This is a genomic window from Streptomyces sp. NPDC037054, assembly GCF_055606745.1.
The window spans coordinates 500,678-517,274 of the sequence record NZ_JBVJSJ010000003.1; the positions used below are offsets into that span (position 1 = coordinate 500,678).

Genomic DNA, 16,597 nt, shown 5'->3' on the forward strand with positions numbered 1-16,597 from the left:
TCATGAGTGACGTCGACCGTCTCCGCGACTACCTGCGCAAGGTCACCGTCGACCTGCACGAGACCAAGCAGCGGTTGCGCGAGTACGAGCAGCGCGACGCCGAGCCGATGGCCGTCGTCGGCATGGCCTGCCGCTACCCGGGCGGCATCGCCTCGCCCGAGGACCTGTGGGAGGTCGTCGCCTCCGGCCGCGACGTGATGTCGGGCTTCCCCGGCAACCGCGGCTGGCCCCTGGACCGCATCTTCGACCCCGACCCGGACCGGCCCGGCACCACCTACGTCAAGGAAGGCGGGTTCCTGCACGACGTCGCCGACTTCGACGCCCCGTTCTTCGGCATCTCCCCGCGTGAGGCGCTGGCCATGGACCCGCAGCAGCGGCTCCTGCTGGAGACCTCCTGGGAGGCGCTGGAACGCGCCGGCATCGACCCGCTGTCGCTGCGTGGCAGCCGGACCGGCGTCTTCGTCGGCAGCGGCGCGCAGGACTACGCGATGGTCGCCGCGCAGGCCGCCGACGACTTGGAGGGCTACCTGCTCACCGGCAACGCGATCAGCGTGCTGTCCGGGCGGATCTCCTACACCCTCGGCCTGGAGGGACCCGCGCTGTCCGTCGACACCGCCTGCTCGGCCTCCCTCGTCGCCCTGCACCTCGCCTGCCAGTCGCTGGCACGCGGCGAATGCTCGCTCGCCCTGGCCGGCGGGGCGTCGGTGCTGTCCACGCCGGCCGGGTTCGTCGAGCTGTCCCGGCAGCGCGGCCTGGCACCCGACGGCCGCGCCAAGGCGTTCGCCGAGGCCGCCGACGGCACGGCCTGGTCCGAGGGCGCCGGCGTGATCGTCGTGGAACGGCTGTCCGACGCGCGGCGCAACGGCCACCGCGTCCTGGCCGTCGTACGCGGCTCCGCCGTGAACCAGGACGGCGCGTCCAACGGCCTCACCGCCCCCAACGGCCCCTCGCAGGAAGGCGTCATCCGCGCGGCGCTGGCCAACGCGGGCCTGGCCGCCGCCGACATCGACGCCGTCGAGGCCCACGGCACCGGCACCGCGCTGGGCGACCCCATCGAGGCGGGCGCGCTCCTCGCCACGTACGGCCGCAACCGGCCCGCCGGCCGGCCCCTGTGGCTGGGCTCCCTGAAGTCCAACCTGGGCCACTCCGGTGCCGCCGCGGGCGTCGGCGGCGTGATCAAGATGGTGATGGCGCTGCGCGGCGACCACCTGCCGCGCACCCTGCACGTCGACGCGCCCACCTCCAAGGTGGACTTCTCCTCCGGCGCCGTGGCGCTGCTGACCGAGCCGCAGCCCTGGCCCGAGACCGGCCGCCCGCGCCGCGCGGGAGTGTCGGCCTTCGGCATCAGCGGCACCAACGCGCACGTACTGCTGGAACAGGCCGACGAGTTCGCCGCACCCGAACCGGCCCAGGACGCCCCCGCCACCGGCACGGCCGACCGGGCGGGCACCAACGGCCCGGCCGCCCCCGTACCCGTCGCGCTGTCCGGCCGCACCCGCGAGGCGCTGCGCGCCCAGGCCGAGAGGCTGCTGCCCCTGGTGCGGAGCGGCACGCCCCTGCCCGACCTCGCCGCCGCCCTGCTGCGCACCCGGCCCTCCTTCGAGCACCGCGCGGTGGTCGTCGCGGCGGACCCGGACACCGCCACCGAGGGCCTGCGGGCCCTGGCCGAGGGCAAGCCGCACGACGCCCTGGCCGGCGGCACCGCCGCGCCCGTCGACCGGGTGGTGTTCGTCTTCCCCGGCCAGGGCTCGCAGTGGCCCGGCATGGCCGCCGAACTGCTGGACTCCGCCCCCGTCTTCGCCGCGCACATCGCCGAGTGCGACAAGGCCGCCCGCGACTTCGTGGACTGGTCCGTCGTGGACGTGCTGCGCGGCGCGCCCGGCGCCCCCTCCCTGGAACGCATCGAGATCCTCCAGCCCGCCCTGTTCGCGGTGATGGTGTCGCTGGCCGAACTGTGGCGCTCCCACGGCCTCACCCCGGCCGCCGTGGTCGGCAGCAGCCAGGGCGAGATCGCCGCCGCGTACACCGCGGGCGCGTTGACCCTGCGCGACGCGATGAAGATCGTGGTGCTGCGCAGCCGGCTGTTCGCCGACGAACTGCGCGGCAACGGCGCCGTGGTGTCGGTCGCCGCGCCGGAGGAACTGGTCCGCGCCCGGCTGGCCGCACAGGGCGACGACACCCTGCACATCGGCGGCGTCAACGGCCCCAACGCCGTCACCGTCGTCGGCCCGCTGGACGCCCTTGAACGGTTCGTCACCGACGCCACCAGCGACGGGCTGCGCGCCCGGCTGGTCGGCTCCACCGTCGCCTCGCACTGCGACCAGGTCGACCCGCTGCGCGAGCGCCTGCTCGACAGCTTCGCCGACGTACGGCCCACCGCCGCCGGGCCGCAGTTCTGCTCCACCGTCACCGGCACGTTCACCGACACCACCACCCTGGGCCCGCACTACTGGTTCGAGAACGCCCGCCGGCCCGTGGCCTTCGACACGGCCGTGCGCACCCTGCTCGACGCCGGCCTGCGGTTCTTCGTGGAAGTCAGCCCGCATCCGGTGCTCGTCACCGCCGTGCAGGAGATCGCCGAGGACGCCGGGACGGACGCCGTCGCGGTCGGCTCCCTGCGGCGTGACCAGGGCGGCCCCGACCGGTTCCTGCGCTCGGTGTCCGAGGCGTACACCCGCGGCGCCCCGGTCGACCTCGGCGCCGCCCTCGCCGGCCGCGACACCGCCTGGGTCGACCTGCCCACCTACCCCTTCCAGCGGCAGCGCTACTGGCCCGACCCCGACCCCGACCCCGCCGCCGTGACGGCCACGGCCGACCCGGTCGAGTCCGGCTTCTGGGAAGCGGTGGAGAACGCCGACCTGGCCGGGCTCACCGAATCCCTGGACGTGGACGCCGAACCCCTCGCCGCGGTGCTTCCCGCGCTGTCGGCCTGGCGGCGCAGGCACCGCGAGCAGTCCACCGTCAACTCCTGGCGCTACAAGCTGGACTGGCTGCCGGTGTCCGACCCGGCGAGCGCCCGGCTGTCCGGCGACTGGCTGGTCGCCGTGCCACCCGGCCACGCCGGACCCGAAGCCGACGCCCTCGCCCGGCACGGCGCCCGCGTGATCAGGGCCGAGATCACCGCCGACGAGCCGCCCCTGGACACCCTGCGCACCGCACTGGACGGGGCACGACCGGCCGGCGTGCTCGCCGTGCTGGACTGGCCGACCGCCGTGTCCCTGGTCGGCGCCCTCGTCGAACTCGGCGTGGAGACCCCGCTGTGGTTCACCACCAGGGCGGCGGTGGCGTTCGACGCCGAACCCGACGGCGACCCGGACCGGGCCGCGCTGTGGGGCCTGGCCCCCACCGTGTCCCTGGAACACCCCGGCCTCACCGGCGGCGTCGTCGACCTGCCCGCCCGGCCCGACGACCGCGCGCTGACCCGCCTGTGCGCGGCACTGTCCGGCCGCACCGGCGAGGAACAGCTCGCCGTCCGCCCGGCCGGCCTGTTCGCCCGCCGCCTGGTGCGCAGCCCGCTGACCGCCCTGACCGGCACCGCCTGGCGGCCCACCGGCACCACCCTGGTCACCGGAGCCGACACCGCCGTGGGCGCGGCCGTGGCCCGCTCCCTGGCCGCCGCGGGCGCCCCCGCGCTGCTGCTCGCCGTCGACCCCTCCAGCGCCGTGGCCGACGACGTCCTGACGGAACTGCGCGACCTCGGCAGCGACATCCGCATCGCCGCCTGCGACCTGACGGACCGTGAGGCGGTGGCCGAACTGCTTGCCGGGCAGGAGCTCACCGCGGTGGTGCACACCGCCGTGCCGCTCACCGAGGCGCCCCTGAGCACCCTCGACGGCACCGCCGCCGCGGCCGGACTGCGCGCCGGCGTCGCCGCCGCACGGCACCTGCACGACCTCACCAAGAACACCCCGCTCACCGCGTTCGTGCTGTTCTCCTCCGTCTCCGGCACCTTCGGCGGCGTCGGCCAGGCCACCTACGCGGCGACCGCAGCCGCACTGGACGCGCTCGCCGAACACCGCGCCGCGGCCGGGCTGCCCGCCCTGTCGGTGGCCTGGGCACCCTGGGCCGACCCGGCCGACACCACCGGCGTGGCGGCCACCCGACGCGAACGACTGGCCTCGCGCGGCATCCCGGTGCTGGACCAGGACCGCGCCCTCGCCGCCCTCGGCGACGCCCTCACCGCCGGCGACACCCGCCTGCTGGTGGCCGACGTGGACTGGCCGCGGTTCAGCGCCGCCTACACCGTCACCGGACCGCGCCCGCTGATCGCCGAGTTCACCCCCGACCACGGCCGTCGCGACACCGACGGTCCGGCCGGCCTGGACGCCGGCGGGCTGGCCGCACTGCCCCCCGCCGAGCGGCACGGCGCGCTGCTGGCCGCGATCACCGGGCAGGCCGCGGCCGTCCTGGGCTTCGCGGACGGCACCGCGATCGACCCGTCCCGCCGGTTCCTGGAACACGGCTTCGACTCGCTCACCACCCTCGAACTGCGCAACCGGCTGTCCGCGGCCGTCGGCGTGCGGCTGACCGCCGCCACCCTCTTCGAACACGACACCCCCGACGCGCTGGCCCGGTACCTGCTGGGCGAACTCGCCCCGGACGAGACCACCACCACGGCCGCGCCCGGCCTCTTCGGCACGCTGTACGAGCAGGCGGCCGAGGCCCAGAAGACCGGCGAGTTCGTCGAACTGCTCGGCGCCGCGGCCGGACTGCGCCCCGCCTTCGGCACCGCCGCCGACGCCGGCCCGCTGCCCGACCCGGTGGAGCTGACCACCCATGACGAAGGCCCCGTCCTGGTCTGCCTGCCCACCGTGCTGGCCACCTCCGGGCCGCACCAGTACGCCCGCTTCGCCGCCGGACTGCGCGACCGGCGCGCCGTGTCCGCCGTCGCACTGCCCGGCTACCTCGACGGCGAACCGCTGCCCGCCGACAAGGCCGCCGCGATCGACGCCGCCACCCGCCAGGTGCAGGCCGCGGCGGGGGAGCGGCCGGTGGTGCTCGTCGGCTACTCCTCGGGCGGCCTGCTGGCCAACGGCGTCGCCGCCCGGCTGGCCGAACTGGGCCGCCCGGCCGCCGGACTCGTCCTGATCGACACGTTCGTGTTCGGCCCCGAACTGACCACGACCGGCGCCGCCCTGTTCGCGCAGATGTTCGCGCGACTGGCCGACAGCGGCGCCGTCACCGACGCCCGGCTCACCGCGATGGGCCGATACCTGCGTCTGCTCACCGACTGGCGGCCCGTCGACTCCGCGACGCCGATCCTGGTCGCCCGCACCACCGAGCCGCTGCCCGGCTTCGACCGCCCGCCGGCCACCTGGGCGTACCCGCACGACACGGTGGAGGTGGCCGGCGACCACTTCACCGTCCTTGAACAGCACGCCGACCGAACGGCTCAGGCGGTGCACGAGTGGTTGGAGAAGCGATGACACGACACACCACCGTTCTGGTCGTCGGCGCGGGCCCCTGCGGCCTCGCCATGGCGGCACAACTGCGCCGGCTCGGCGTCGACGTCACCCTCGTCGACGCGGCGGAGCAGGCACACACCGGATCCCGGGCGATCCTGCTGTGGCCGCCCGTCCTGGAGGTGCTCGGGGAACTCGGCCTCGCCGACGAGGCCGCCCGGGACGGCGTGCGGCCCGCCGCGCTGAACTACCACCTGCCCTCCGGCGGCAGCGTGCGCGTGAAACTCGGCCAGGACAACGCCCCGCTGGTCCTGCCCCAGGAACGCACCGGGCGACTGCTCGCCAAGGCGCTGGCCGACCGCGGCGTCCACGTCGAATGGGGCACCCACGTCACCAAGGTCGTCCCGGACGAGCACAAGGTCACCGTCACCACCACCCGCGCCGACGGCACCACCACCGACATCGAGGCGGACTGGGTGGTCGGCGCGGACGGGTTGCGCAGCCAGGTCCGCACCCAACTGGGCGTCGACTTCTCCGGCGCCCGCTTCCCGGCCACCTTCCTCCTCGCCGAGGGCCGCATCGACGGCGAGATCAGCACCGAGGACATCCACTACTTCCTCGCCGACACCGGCGTGGCCCTCGTCGCCCCGATGCCCGGCGGCGCGTTCCGCGTCTCCGGCGCCGTCCCGCCGGGCACCGAGGCCACCGCCGAGCAGGCCCAGGCCCTGCTGGACGAGCGCGGCCCCGGCGGCCTCCGCCTCACCGAGGTCCGCAGCGTCACCCTGTTCTCCAGCGACGAACGCGTCGCCGGCACCCTGCGGTCCGGCCGCTGCTTCCTCGTCGGCGACGCCGCACACGTCCACAGCCCCATCGGCGGACAGGGCCTCAACCTCGGCATCCCCGACACGCGCAACCTCGCCTGGAAGCTCGCCGGCGTGGTGCAGGGCCGGCTGCACGAGTCGATCCTGGACACCTACGACCCCGAGCGGCGGGCCGTCATCGACCAGACCCTCAAGGCCACCGGCCGCATGGCCCGCCAGGCCGTCGCCGGCCCCACGGCCCGCCGCATCCGCGACCTCACCTGGCGCCTGCTCCAGGTCTCCGGCCTGCTCGCCCGCGGCTACGCGCCGATGCTGGCCGGCTGGCGCAGCCACTACCCCGACGTGCTGTTCGGCGCCGGGGCCGACGGCAAGCGGCGCTCCCGGCCCCGGCCCGGCACCCGCCACCCCGGCTGGCGGCCCGTCACCTCCGACGACGTGGCCGGCCGCTTCCAGCTCATCACCTACGGCGACCCGGCCGGCCAACTGCGCACCGCCGCCGCCGAACTGGCCGACCGCATGCCCGAACTGGTCGCGCACTTCCCGCTGGACGGCCGCACACAGCGCTTCGTGCTGCTCCGCCCCGACGGCTACGTGGCCGCCTCCGGCGGCGCCGACCGGTTCGCCGACGCCGCCGGGAAGCTCGCCGCACTGGCCCCCACCCCCTCGTCCCCGGCGCCAACCGCTCAGTGAGACCCAGGGGCCGCCGCGCAAGCCCGGCCCCACGATGAAAGGACACGACATGCCGAACCCCGACGCCGAAGTCGCCACCGGCTGTCCCATGCACGCCGACACCGCGGCGGGCCCCCGCCCGTGGACGCCCGGGATGCCCAAGCCCGGCCCCGTGGAGCAACTGCTGCTCCCGGACGGCAACCCCGTATGGATGGTCACCAGATACGAGGACGCGCTCGCCGCGCTGAACAGCCGTCAACTCAGCAAGAACTTCCACAACGCGCTGCCCGAGCTGTGGCCCTCCCTGGGCTTCGACGGCACCAAGTCGATCCTCAACCAGCACATGAACCTCGCCGACCCGCCCGAGCACACCCGGCTGCGCGGCCTGGTGTCCAAGGCGTTCACCCCGCGCCGGGTGGCCGACCTCGGCGAGCGCATCCAGCAGATCACCGACGAACTCCTCGACGCGGTCGCCGACGCGGGCCGGGCCGACCTGAAGGACGCGCTCATCTCGCCCCTCATTTCGACGGTGCTGTACGAGATGCTCGGCGTGCCGCTCGACGACCGCGCCGAGTTCGAACGCAACACCTACATCTTCGTCGGCCTCGGCAACTCCTCCAGCCCGGAGGAGGTCATCGCCTCGGTCGGCTGGTTCGAGCAGTACCTGACCCGGCTGACCGCGGAGCGCCGCGCCAACCCCGGCGACGACCTCATCTCCGGTCTGGTGCTCGCCAACGAGGACGGCGACGCCCTCGCCGACCTGGAGATCCGCTCCACGGTCATGCTGCTGCTCCTCGCCGGCGCGGAAACCACCATCAACCTGCTCACCAACGGCATCCTCGCGCTCCTGCGCAACCCGGGGCAGCTGGCCGAGGTCAAGAACGACCCCGAGCTGCTCGGCCCGGCCGTCGAGGAACTGCTGCGCCTGACCAGCCCCGTGTTCACCGTGGTGTACCGCTTCGCCAAGGAGGACATGGAACTGGGCGGGGCGAAGATCAAGGCCGGCGAACACGTGATGATCTCGCTGGTGGCCGCCAACCACGACGCCGACCGGTTCGGCGACCCGGAGCGCCTGGACATCCACCGCGACGCCTCCAAGCACCTGGCGCTCGGCCACGGCACGCACTTCTGCATCGGCGCCCCGCTGGCCCGGCTCAAGGCCCGCATCGCCCTGCGCACCCTCTTCGACCGGTTCGACGACCTGCGGCTGGCGGTCCCGGAGGAGGAACTCACCTGGACGCCCAGCCTGGTGGCCAACAGCCTGGACCGCCTGCCGGTGACCTACACGGCGACCACCGCGGGCTGAGACCCGCGCGGCGCCGGCTCCGCCACGGGCGCCCGACCGACCCAGAACCGACACCACGCCATCCGCGCGACGGCCGAACGCCCGCGCGGAGTTGGGAACCACTCACCATGACCGAAGCACCCATGCTGGACCCGGACTTCATCACCCAGCTGCTGCCCTTCAACCCCTTCGACCCGGCGTTCCTGGCCGACCCCTACCCGATCTACGCGCAGATCCGCGAGAAGGGCCCGGTGACCCGCACTCCGCTGGGGCTGTGGGCCGTGACCGGGCACGAGGCGTGCTCCGCCGTGCTGCGCGACCAGCGGTTCGGCTGGGGCGACGGCGCCACGGTCGCCGACCACTTCCGCACCGAGGCCGACGGTTCGGTGATCCGGCCGTTCATCTTCGCCGACCCGCCCGAGCACACCCGGATCCGCGCCCTGGTCTCCAAGGCGTTCGCCGCCCGCCAGGTGGACCGGATGCGCGCCACGGCCGAGCGGGTCGTGCGCGAACTCATCGAGACCGCCCGCGCCGAGGCCGGCGACGGCCCGATCGACCTCATGAGCGCGGTGGCACACCCGCTGCCCGGCCGCATGCAGAACGCCCTGCTGGACGTCCCCGCCGAACACGCCGCACGCTTCGACGAGTTGTCCGCCGACATCGCCCGAGGCCTGGACCCGAGCTTCCTGCTCGCCCCCGAGGAGGTCGCCAAGCGCGACAGCGCCCGCGCCGAGCTCTACGAGTACATCGGCGAGCTGGCCGAGCAGCGCCGCGCCAAGCCCGGCACCGACCTGATCAGCGAGCTGGTGGCGGTCGAGGAGGGCGGCGAGAAGCTGACCCCGCACGAACTGGAGGTCACCTGCACGCTGTTGCTGTCGGCCGGCTACGCCACCACGGTCAACCTGATCGGCAACGGCATGTTCGCCCTGCTCGGCCGCCCCGACCAGCGGGACTGGCTGCGTGCCCACCCGGACCAGGTCCCCGGCGCCGTCGAGGAGATGCTGCGCTTCGACGCGCCGGTCCAGATGATCTCCCGGGTCGCCGTCGCCGAGGCCGAGATCGCCGGGCAGACCGTCCAGCCGGGCGAACAGGTCATGCTGATGATCGGCGCCGCCAGCCACGACCCGGACGTCTACGACGACCCCGACGAGCTGAAGCTGAACCGCCCGACCGGCCGCAACCTCGGCTTCGGCCTCGGCATCCACTTCTGCGTCGGCGCCCCCCTGGCCCGCCTCACGGCCCAGGCCGCGGTCTCCGCCCTCTCCTCCCTGAACCTGACCCTCACCACCGACACCCCGTCCCGAGTCCCCAACATCATCATGCGCGGCCTGGCCGAACTCCCGGTCCGCATCGGGGACTGACGCCGCGAACACGGCGCCACGCAACACCGACGCGCCAGGACACGTGCCCACGGACACTCCGGCAGGTCACGCGTCCTGGCGCGGGCCGACGCCCCGCAGGGCGTTGGCCTCGGCCGGCCGGCGTGCCCGAAGACCTCACGCCGAGCCACTGCTCCGCGCCGTACTCCTCGAAGCGGTCCACCTCCACGAACCCAGCTGACGGAGACCTACCGTGCCAGCCAGTCCCGCAACGCCGACGTGACCTGAGCGGGGCGCTCCTCCATGACCCAGTGGCCCGCGTCGTCGAGCATCGTCAGCTCGGCGCCGGGGACGTGCCGGGCCAGTTCGACGGCGATCCGCGGGCTGAGGTACGTGTCGGTGCGCCCCCACACGACCGCCGTCGGGCAGGCGATCTCGCCGAGGCGGCGCCGCAGTTCGGGCCGGGCGGCGACGCGGTAGTGCGAGAAGTAGTGCAACAGCCAGCGGCGGCCCTCGACGGTGTCCATCCAGCCGATGTAGCTGTTCAGCAGGCCGGCGTCGAGGCAGCCGCGTCGGACCAGGGGCCTGAAGGCCCGGCGGTGCACCTCGGCCAGCGGCAGCCGCGCGGCCACCGACCGCACACCAGGCGTCCGCCCGGCGAGGGTGACCAACCCGAACACGGCCTTCCAGCGCGGGGTGAAGGTGGAGTGGGCGCGGCTGTTGAGGAGGGCGAGCCGGCGGACCCGGCCGGGTCGGCGCTGGGCGAGACCGAGGGCGAGGAAACCGCCGTAGTCGTGCCCGGCCAGGTTCACGGCCGGGCAGTCCAGCGCGTCGAGCAGCCGGCCCAGCCGGGCCACCTCGGTGTCGTAGTCGAAGGGCAGGCCGAGCGGCCGGTCGGAGCGGCCCCAGCCGAGCAGGTCCGGCGCGATCACCCGGTGCGTGCGCGACAACTCCGGGATCTGGTGGCGCCAGCAGTCGTGCGTGACGGGGTAGCCGTGCAGCAGCACGACCGGTTCCCCGTCCGACGGACCGGACTCCCAGCAGGCGACCCGCGCGCCGTCCACCACGACGTCGCGGGCGCGCTCCGCCCGCGTCCCCTGACCCTGCGTGCCGCCGCCGAAGGTGCTCATCGTCTCGCCTCTCCTCGCCGCGCGTGGCTCGGGCCCGTCCGTCACGGGTCCGCGGGTACAACGAAGACGCGCGTGCTCCGTACCGATCGGGTACCCAGGCGGGTGAACGCGACCGGGGAGACGGGGACGGTCCTTGCCGGAACGCCCTCCAGACGCCCTTCAGGCCCCCGTCAGACGGTCTCACCCGGGTGCAGGACGGCGCTGATCCGGTACCAGAGATCGTGCTGCGGCTCGCCGGCCGCGGTGGGCGCCGCCGCGGTCAGGGCGTGCGCCAGGTCCCGCAACTTCCGGTTGGTGTGCTGCGACTGACGTCTCAGGATCCGCAGGGCCACGTCGGCGTCGACACCGTAGTGGGCCATCAGAATGCCCCGCGCCAGGTCGATGTCCTGTTGCCCGGCGCGCGCCCTGGCGACGTCGTCGTCGGCGAGGTCGCGGGCGAACTCGGCGACGGGCCCGGTGATGTCGATGACGAATCCGCGCAGCGCCACCACCGTGCCCGAGTCGTCCACACGGCCGTCGGCCACGAGGACGACGGTGTGCTGCCGTCCCAGGGTGTCCTGGACACGGTGGTAGCAGCTGAACGGTTTGCCGTCCCGCAGCCCGGACGCCAGCGCCCTCTGCACCCGCTCACGGTCCTCGGGGAGCTGGTGCTCGCGGAACAGCCGGTTCGTCGGCACGACCGAGTCCGGCGCGTAGCCGTACAGGCGGTGCATGTCGTCCGACCACCACCAGAGATCTTCGTTCACCCGGTAGATGAACACCCCGGTCAGGTCGGCCACCTCGTCGGTGGTCCGTATGGTCTCGTCCTGCACGGCCGTGTCTCCCGTCCGGGATGTGCGCTGATGGGTCGCGGTTCCTGGGCCGCCACGTGAGTGTCCGGAGCCTACCCGGCGGGGCGGGATCCCGGGCACGGGGCGCACGGCGGAGGGGAGACAGCCCGCTTCGCGGCAAGGGCGCCGTGATCCTCGTACAGGCGCCGTGATCCTCGTACAGCGGCCGGAACGCCCCTCTCAGCGCCTGCGTCCCCGCGCCGGCAGGCTGCCGCCGACGCCGCCGAGGTGGAGCGCCAGGACGACAAGTCCGAGGAGCATCACGTTCGTTGAGGTGAACGCGTCGTTGGTCGAGATCTCTGCCGCGTTGATCAGGAAGGCGATGAAGAACAGCACCGCCGAGATGATGGCCAGCATGCCGCACGTCCCTTCGGTTGAGGTGACGTCCGTCGACGTCGTGCAGTCCGGATGCCCAGAACCCGCTGACGTATGGCCACGTGGCCTGCTGATCAGGGGACGGGTCTTCAGGGGAGGGGCGTTCCTGAGTACGCGTACTCAGGGCACCGCGCTCCGCACCGGCCACACTGGAGCGCAGACCGATGGACAGAGGAGACCGCCGTGCCCGCGCCCCGGACCGCCGCCCGACCCGCCGCCGCCCGACCCGTCACCGCCCGACGCCGCCGCCGCGTACGGACCTTCACCGCCGCCGCTCTCGCGGGCGCCGCAGCGGTCGTGGCACTCACCGCATGCTCCTACCAGGAGGACATCTGCGGCAGCGGCGAGTATCCCGTTCTGGCCGTGGGCAACACCGGCTCCGCGTGCGTCCCGAACGACGAGCAGCCGCCCAAGGGGTACGCGCGCTACCCCGAGGGCAAGGTGCCCCAGCAGGTCGGCGACAAGTGGGACGTGTACTGGAACACCCACACGCTCGACGAGGACGGCCACATCATCAAGGCGCCCGAGGTGAGCTGAGTGGGTCCGTCCGGGGCAGGCCGCCGTGGCCCCGCTCCCGGACGGACCCGACCTCGGCCCCACAACCCGGCCCGACGGTGCGGATCGGCTCAACCGCCGGAGCACACCGCGCCGTTGAGCCGGAAGACCGTCGGATCCGGGTTGGGTCCCTCGTTGGCGCCGACGACGCCGGGCTGACGGTTGCGCTTGGCCGTTCGCTCGTGCCGCTCGCGAACGGGGCCGCATTCGGGCTGATGGCCGACCTGGTCTTGGCACTCATGTACGCCGTCATGGACGGGGCGCGCCACGCAGACCGTCGCGCGTCCGCATGCGGATGGTGAACGCTCTCGCGAACGGGCTCCTGGACGGCTCGACGATCAGGCGAAACCTCTCGTCCGCGCCGCTTCTCGGGTAGCCGGGAGAGCCAGGGTTGACGCCGACACGGTGACGGGGACCTTGACCTCGCCGGGGACCGGGCTCGGGGCCGGCTCGGGCGAGGTCGGGCAGGGTCAGGCCTTGGCGCCGGGCAAGCCGCTGGTGACGACGATCGCGGCCACGTCTGCGGACCCGGTACGGCCCAGCCAGACGACGCCCCCCGACTGCGCGGTGAACGTCACCAGGTCGGCTTGATGCGACTCGTCGCTCACCCGCTCGCACCAGTCGGGCAGCTTCTCGGAGTCGCGCGGCACCGGCATGCCGTCCACGTACGCGCGAAACGGCGCGGCCAGCGCCGTCCACGCGCCGGCGTCGGCGAAGCAGCCCACATTGGCGTCGGAGAAGAAGCGGACCTGCTCGCCCGGCTGAAGCCGTTCGATGTCGTCGTCGACGCCCAGGCCCATCTCCCACCCGATCACGGGGTCGTCACTGATGCGCAAGCGCGTGGCGGCGCACGCGACGCCGTCGTGCTGCTCCCCGAAGAACTCGTACGGCCCCGCCGTCCACGCGAGCTCCACCGGGTATGCGCCCGCCGGAATGCGCACGGCAAGCTCGCGCGGTGGGCTCGTCGGCAGTCCTCGCTCGTAGTCCCGGGCTTCGTCGTCGTGCCACGGCGCATCCACGACGAGACGGCCGCTGGGCACGCGGATGGTGGTTATTTCTTCGATCCCCGTGACCATGACCGGCGTCGTCGGATCGTCGTACACCGTCCCGAGCTGCGCCCCGGGTGTGAACGCCGTGTCGAGATACCAGGCGGCCTCCGGCCCGGCCGCCAGCCGGGCGTCCCCGATCCACTCCACGTCCCATCCTTCCGTCGGCCACCCCCGCCGGGCGGTCCACCGAAACGGTACGCGGGCCCACTGACATCGGCAGTTGGCACATCGGACCACACGGAGCTCTCGTCGCCCAAGGCCGTCCACCACGCCGACCGGGCCTCCTCGCTCACGCCGGCGTCCGCGCTGAGCACTCGGCGTTCAACGCCGGTACCGCGGCGGGCTCGTGGTCTGCGGCGGGCTTCCCCCTCGAACCGACGCTCGGCGCGACGGGCCCGCTGATCGGCGGGACGCCGTCGCGGCGCTGTACCTCGTCCCGCCCGGCCTCCTGGCGGCCCGCGATCGACAGCGCGCAGGTACTGCTGGGCGAACTATGATCCGTACGAGGCCCTCCAACTCCTTGGAGAAGACGTGAAGCCCCATGAGTGACGAGACGACCGCCGGCACCGGCAAGGTGGCCGTGATCAGGGCGATGTCGCTGGACGGATTCATCGCCGGGCCCGACCACGCGATGGACTGGATCTTCGAGCACATGACCGCGGACATGTTCCCGGAGGTCATGGCGGCCACGGGCGCGATGCTGGTCGGCCGGGGCACGTACGAGGTCGCCAAGCGCATGGCCGACGAGGACACCGCCTACGACGGGGGACCGCAGTTCGTCCTCACGCACGAGGCTCCGGACGAGCCGGACCCCACCGTCACCTTCCTCAGCTGCGACATCGAGGAAGCCGTCGCCACGGCACGCGGCGCGGCGGGCGGCAAGAACCTGGAGATCCTCGGCGCCGACGTGGCAGCGCAGTGCCTGCGGCGCTGTCTCGTCGACGAGATCGTGGTCTACGTCCTGCCGGTCCTCCTCGGCGACGGCGTCCGCTTCTCGCCGGCGGGCCTCGGCAGGATCGACCTCGAGCCCTTGAGCAACGTCCGGTCGGGCGCCGTCACAATGCTCCGCTTCCGCGTGCGGAAAGAGACGCAGAAGTAGACGAGGAACGCCGTCGGTCGGTCCCCGACGCGGTGCACGGCCGAGGCCCGGTGGGCAGCTCGACGAACCGGTCGCGCGGCGGCGTGCCCATGTTCCGGCAGCGGAAACGCGGTCACGCCGTCACCCCCGCCGGGCCGAGGCCGGCGCCGGAGCGAAACGCAGCTCCGGATCGACGACGCTGTCCGCGCGGAGCAGTCTGACGTCGTCCCGGTAGTCCATCGACGTCAGCCACGGCATCCGGTCGCCCTGGCGGGGCAGGGAGTCGACGGCGCGCCGGATGCAGCCGGCGCCGAAGTCCAGGAACGGCCGGGTCGCCATGCCGGGGTCGGCCGGCTCCGGGCGGCAGATGCCGGACCCGTGGGTGTCCATGTGCTTCAGCAGCCGGCAGAAGCGCTCGCAGAGCAGGCCGGCAGGTCACGGCCGGTCACCACCGCAGCGTGTGTCCCGCCGGCAGCCCCTAACGCAGTTCGGCCGGACGCTCCTCGACCACGCTTCCGAGCCTGTCCCGTTGCTCGTCGCTCGCGAGGGCGATCAGCCTGTCCGCCACGTGCGGGGGCAGGTCCTTGAGGCCGAGTTCTACGCCGTCCTTGTGCGAGTGGTCGATGAAGGTCAGCAGTGCCTTGGCTCCGGACATGTCCATGTACGTCACGTCCTTCAGGCTCAGCGACAGGTTCGACCGGTCGGTGCGCAGTGCGGTGAAGACGTGGTCGACGGAGAGGAAGGACAGGGGGCCTTCGATGCGGTAGGTCTCGGCGCCGTCGTGGACGATCGCGGCTTTCCGGCGCCGGGACTTCAGGCCGTGCACGACGAGGGCCAGGAGGACGCCGACGGCGACCGCCACGGTCAGGTCGACGACGACCGTGACGATCATGGTCACGAACATCACGACGACGTCGCCCCTGGGGGAGACGTGCGCCTTGCGGAGGCTCTCCCAGTCGAACATGCCGACCGCGGTCAGGATCAGGATCCCGGACAGCACCGCGAGGGGGATGTACTGCACGACGGCCCCGAGGCCGACCACGAGGGCGAGGAGGATGACGCTGTGCGTGGCGGCCGACACCGGGGTGCGGCCACCGCTGCGAATGTTGACCACCGACCGGACGGTCGCACCGGCGCTGGCCAGGCCGCCGAACAGCCCGCTGACGGCGTTGCCCAGCCCCTGGCCGATCAGCTCCTTGTTGCTGCGGTGCCGGTTGCCGGTGATGTTGTCCATGACGACCGAGGTCAGCAGCGAGTCGATGGAGCCGAGCAGGGCGATGCTGAGGGCGGGCAGGAGGAGCGTGGCGACGAGCGATCCGCTGAACTCCGGGACGACGATTGACGGAATCGACTCCGGGATCTGTCCGATGTAGTCGATCGTGGTGTTGAGCGCGACGGGTCCGACGTGCAGGTCCTGCAGCGCCGCGTCCACGAGCCGCAGGATCAACGTCATGATCACGAGCGCGACGAGGCTCGCCGGAACCGACTTGATCACTCGCGCGGACACGAGCATGAGCACAATCGTTCCTGCGACCACCAGGAAACTTCTCTCCACCTGGTCCAGTTCGCCCAGGATGATGATCAGCGCGATCCCGCCCATGAAACCCGACACCACGGGGTGGGGTATGTAGCGGATGAGCGAGCCGAGCCTGCACACTCCGAACAGGATCTGGAACGCGCCGGCCATGACGAACGCGAGGAACGCGCCCTCGAGTCCGTGCTCGGCGATGACTCCGGTGGAGACGACGGTGATGGGGCCCGTGGGGCCGGTCACCTGGCCGGGCGTACCGCCGAACACCGCCGCGAAGAATCCGGCGAAGATCGCTCCGTACAGCCCGACGAGTGCGCCCTCGGGAGTGCCGGTCGCCGTGATGCCGAAGGCGATCGCCAAGGGCAACGCCACGATGGCCACGGTCAGCCCGGACAAGGTCTCTCGCGCGATGCGCTGGAACATGGTCACCTTTTCGGTCGACGACATGACTGAATCGCCCCCTGTCGAGGGGCGATTGCCGACCAGGCTTCCCGGCACACCGTTGGTAAAGGTGACGTACAGATCGCGTCAAGACAAGGCCAAAGATCGCCAA

11 protein-coding genes and 1 pseudogene are annotated in these 16,597 nt (G+C 73.0%); 6 read left to right on the forward strand and 6 right to left on the reverse strand.

Annotation, left to right across the window (positions count from 1 at the left end; translation table 11 throughout):
- Positions 1 to 2 precede the first annotated feature (2 nt).
- The 4 genes and pseudogenes from ACZ7D7_RS10435 to ACZ7D7_RS10450 all read left to right on the forward strand — a co-directional run.
- Positions 3 to 5,399: pseudogene (locus ACZ7D7_RS10435) on the forward strand (type I polyketide synthase); the annotation flags it as partial.
- Positions 5,400 to 5,422: 23 nt separating this feature from the next.
- Positions 5,423 to 6,913 carry an FAD-dependent oxidoreductase gene (locus ACZ7D7_RS10440; RefSeq protein WP_470823595.1) on the forward strand — a complete coding sequence of 497 codons (1,491 nt, stop codon included), beginning with the start codon at positions 5,423 to 5,425 and terminating at the stop codon, positions 6,911 to 6,913.
- Between the two features lie 49 nt (positions 6,914 to 6,962).
- Positions 6,963 to 8,198, forward strand: a complete 1,236-nt coding sequence (locus ACZ7D7_RS10445; protein ID WP_470823596.1) for a cytochrome P450 family protein — start codon at positions 6,963 to 6,965, stop codon at positions 8,196 to 8,198.
- 107 nt (positions 8,199 to 8,305) lie between these two features.
- On the forward strand, positions 8,306 to 9,538 hold the full coding sequence (locus ACZ7D7_RS10450; RefSeq protein WP_470823597.1) for a cytochrome P450: 1,233 nt from the start codon (positions 8,306 to 8,308) through the stop codon (positions 9,536 to 9,538).
- Between the two features lie 206 nt (positions 9,539 to 9,744).
- Here ACZ7D7_RS10450 and ACZ7D7_RS10455 read toward each other — a convergent pair whose 3' ends face one another.
- The 3 genes from ACZ7D7_RS10455 to ACZ7D7_RS10465 all read right to left on the reverse strand — a co-directional run bounded on the left by ACZ7D7_RS10455 (position 9,745) and on the right by ACZ7D7_RS10465 (position 11,813).
- Positions 9,745 to 10,626, reverse strand: a complete 882-nt coding sequence (locus tag ACZ7D7_RS10455; RefSeq protein WP_470823598.1) for an alpha/beta fold hydrolase — start codon at positions 10,624 to 10,626, stop codon at positions 9,745 to 9,747.
- Between the two features lie 170 nt (positions 10,627 to 10,796).
- Positions 10,797 to 11,438, reverse strand: coding sequence for a PAS and ANTAR domain-containing protein (locus tag ACZ7D7_RS10460; protein WP_470823599.1), 642 nt, complete (start codon positions 11,436 to 11,438; stop codon positions 10,797 to 10,799).
- A gap of 198 nt (positions 11,439 to 11,636) precedes the next feature.
- Complete coding sequence (locus ACZ7D7_RS10465) at positions 11,637 to 11,813, reverse strand: hypothetical protein (protein WP_470823600.1); 177 nt, start codon at positions 11,811 to 11,813, stop codon at positions 11,637 to 11,639.
- Positions 11,814 to 12,014: 201 nt separating this feature from the next.
- Between ACZ7D7_RS10465 and ACZ7D7_RS10470 the strand changes: the two genes are divergently transcribed.
- Positions 12,015 to 12,368 carry an SCO0607 family lipoprotein gene (locus tag ACZ7D7_RS10470; RefSeq protein WP_470823601.1) on the forward strand — a complete coding sequence of 118 codons (354 nt, stop codon included), beginning with the start codon at positions 12,015 to 12,017 and terminating at the stop codon, positions 12,366 to 12,368.
- 488 nt (positions 12,369 to 12,856) lie between these two features.
- Here the strand turns inward: ACZ7D7_RS10470 and ACZ7D7_RS10475 are convergent, their stop codons facing one another.
- Positions 12,857 to 13,582, reverse strand: coding sequence for a DUF4241 domain-containing protein (locus ACZ7D7_RS10475; protein WP_470823602.1), 726 nt, complete (start codon positions 13,580 to 13,582; stop codon positions 12,857 to 12,859).
- Between the two features lie 394 nt (positions 13,583 to 13,976).
- Between ACZ7D7_RS10475 and ACZ7D7_RS10480 the strand changes: the two genes are divergently transcribed.
- Positions 13,977 to 14,534, forward strand: a complete 558-nt coding sequence (locus ACZ7D7_RS10480; RefSeq protein ID WP_470823603.1) for a dihydrofolate reductase family protein — start codon at positions 13,977 to 13,979, stop codon at positions 14,532 to 14,534.
- 120 nt (positions 14,535 to 14,654) lie between these two features.
- On the opposite strand, the gene ACZ7D7_RS10485 is transcribed toward ACZ7D7_RS10480, so the two are convergent.
- On the reverse strand, positions 14,655 to 14,903 hold the full coding sequence (locus ACZ7D7_RS10485; protein ID WP_470823604.1) for a hypothetical protein: 249 nt from the start codon (positions 14,901 to 14,903) through the stop codon (positions 14,655 to 14,657).
- Between the two features lie 88 nt (positions 14,904 to 14,991).
- Positions 14,992 to 16,491, reverse strand: coding sequence for a SulP family inorganic anion transporter (locus tag ACZ7D7_RS10490; protein ID WP_470823605.1), 1,500 nt, complete (start codon positions 16,489 to 16,491; stop codon positions 14,992 to 14,994).
- Positions 16,492 to 16,597: the final 106 nt, after the last annotated feature.

What these genes read in the sequence shown, in the direction of transcription:
- ACZ7D7_RS10440 (WP_470823595.1), top strand. Translation starts at nt 5,423, where the DNA reads ATGACACGACACACCACCGTTCTGGTCGTCGGCGCGGGCCCCTGCGGC.
- ACZ7D7_RS10445 (WP_470823596.1), top strand. Translation starts at nt 6,963, where the DNA reads ATGCCGAACCCCGACGCCGAAGTCGCCACCGGCTGTCCCATGCACGCC.
- ACZ7D7_RS10450 (WP_470823597.1), top strand. Translation starts at nt 8,306, where the DNA reads ATGACCGAAGCACCCATGCTGGACCCGGACTTCATCACCCAGCTGCTG.
- ACZ7D7_RS10455 (WP_470823598.1), bottom strand. Translation starts at nt 10,626, where the DNA reads ATGAGCACCTTCGGCGGCGGCACGCAGGGTCAGGGGACGCGGGCGGAG.
- ACZ7D7_RS10465 (WP_470823600.1), bottom strand. Translation starts at nt 11,813, where the DNA reads ATGCTGGCCATCATCTCGGCGGTGCTGTTCTTCATCGCCTTCCTGATC.
- ACZ7D7_RS10480 (WP_470823603.1), top strand. Translation starts at nt 13,977, where the DNA reads ATGAGTGACGAGACGACCGCCGGCACCGGCAAGGTGGCCGTGATCAGG.
- ACZ7D7_RS10485 (WP_470823604.1), bottom strand. Translation starts at nt 14,903, where the DNA reads ATGGACACCCACGGGTCCGGCATCTGCCGCCCGGAGCCGGCCGACCCC.
- ACZ7D7_RS10490 (WP_470823605.1), bottom strand. Translation starts at nt 16,491, where the DNA reads ATGTCGTCGACCGAAAAGGTGACCATGTTCCAGCGCATCGCGCGAGAG.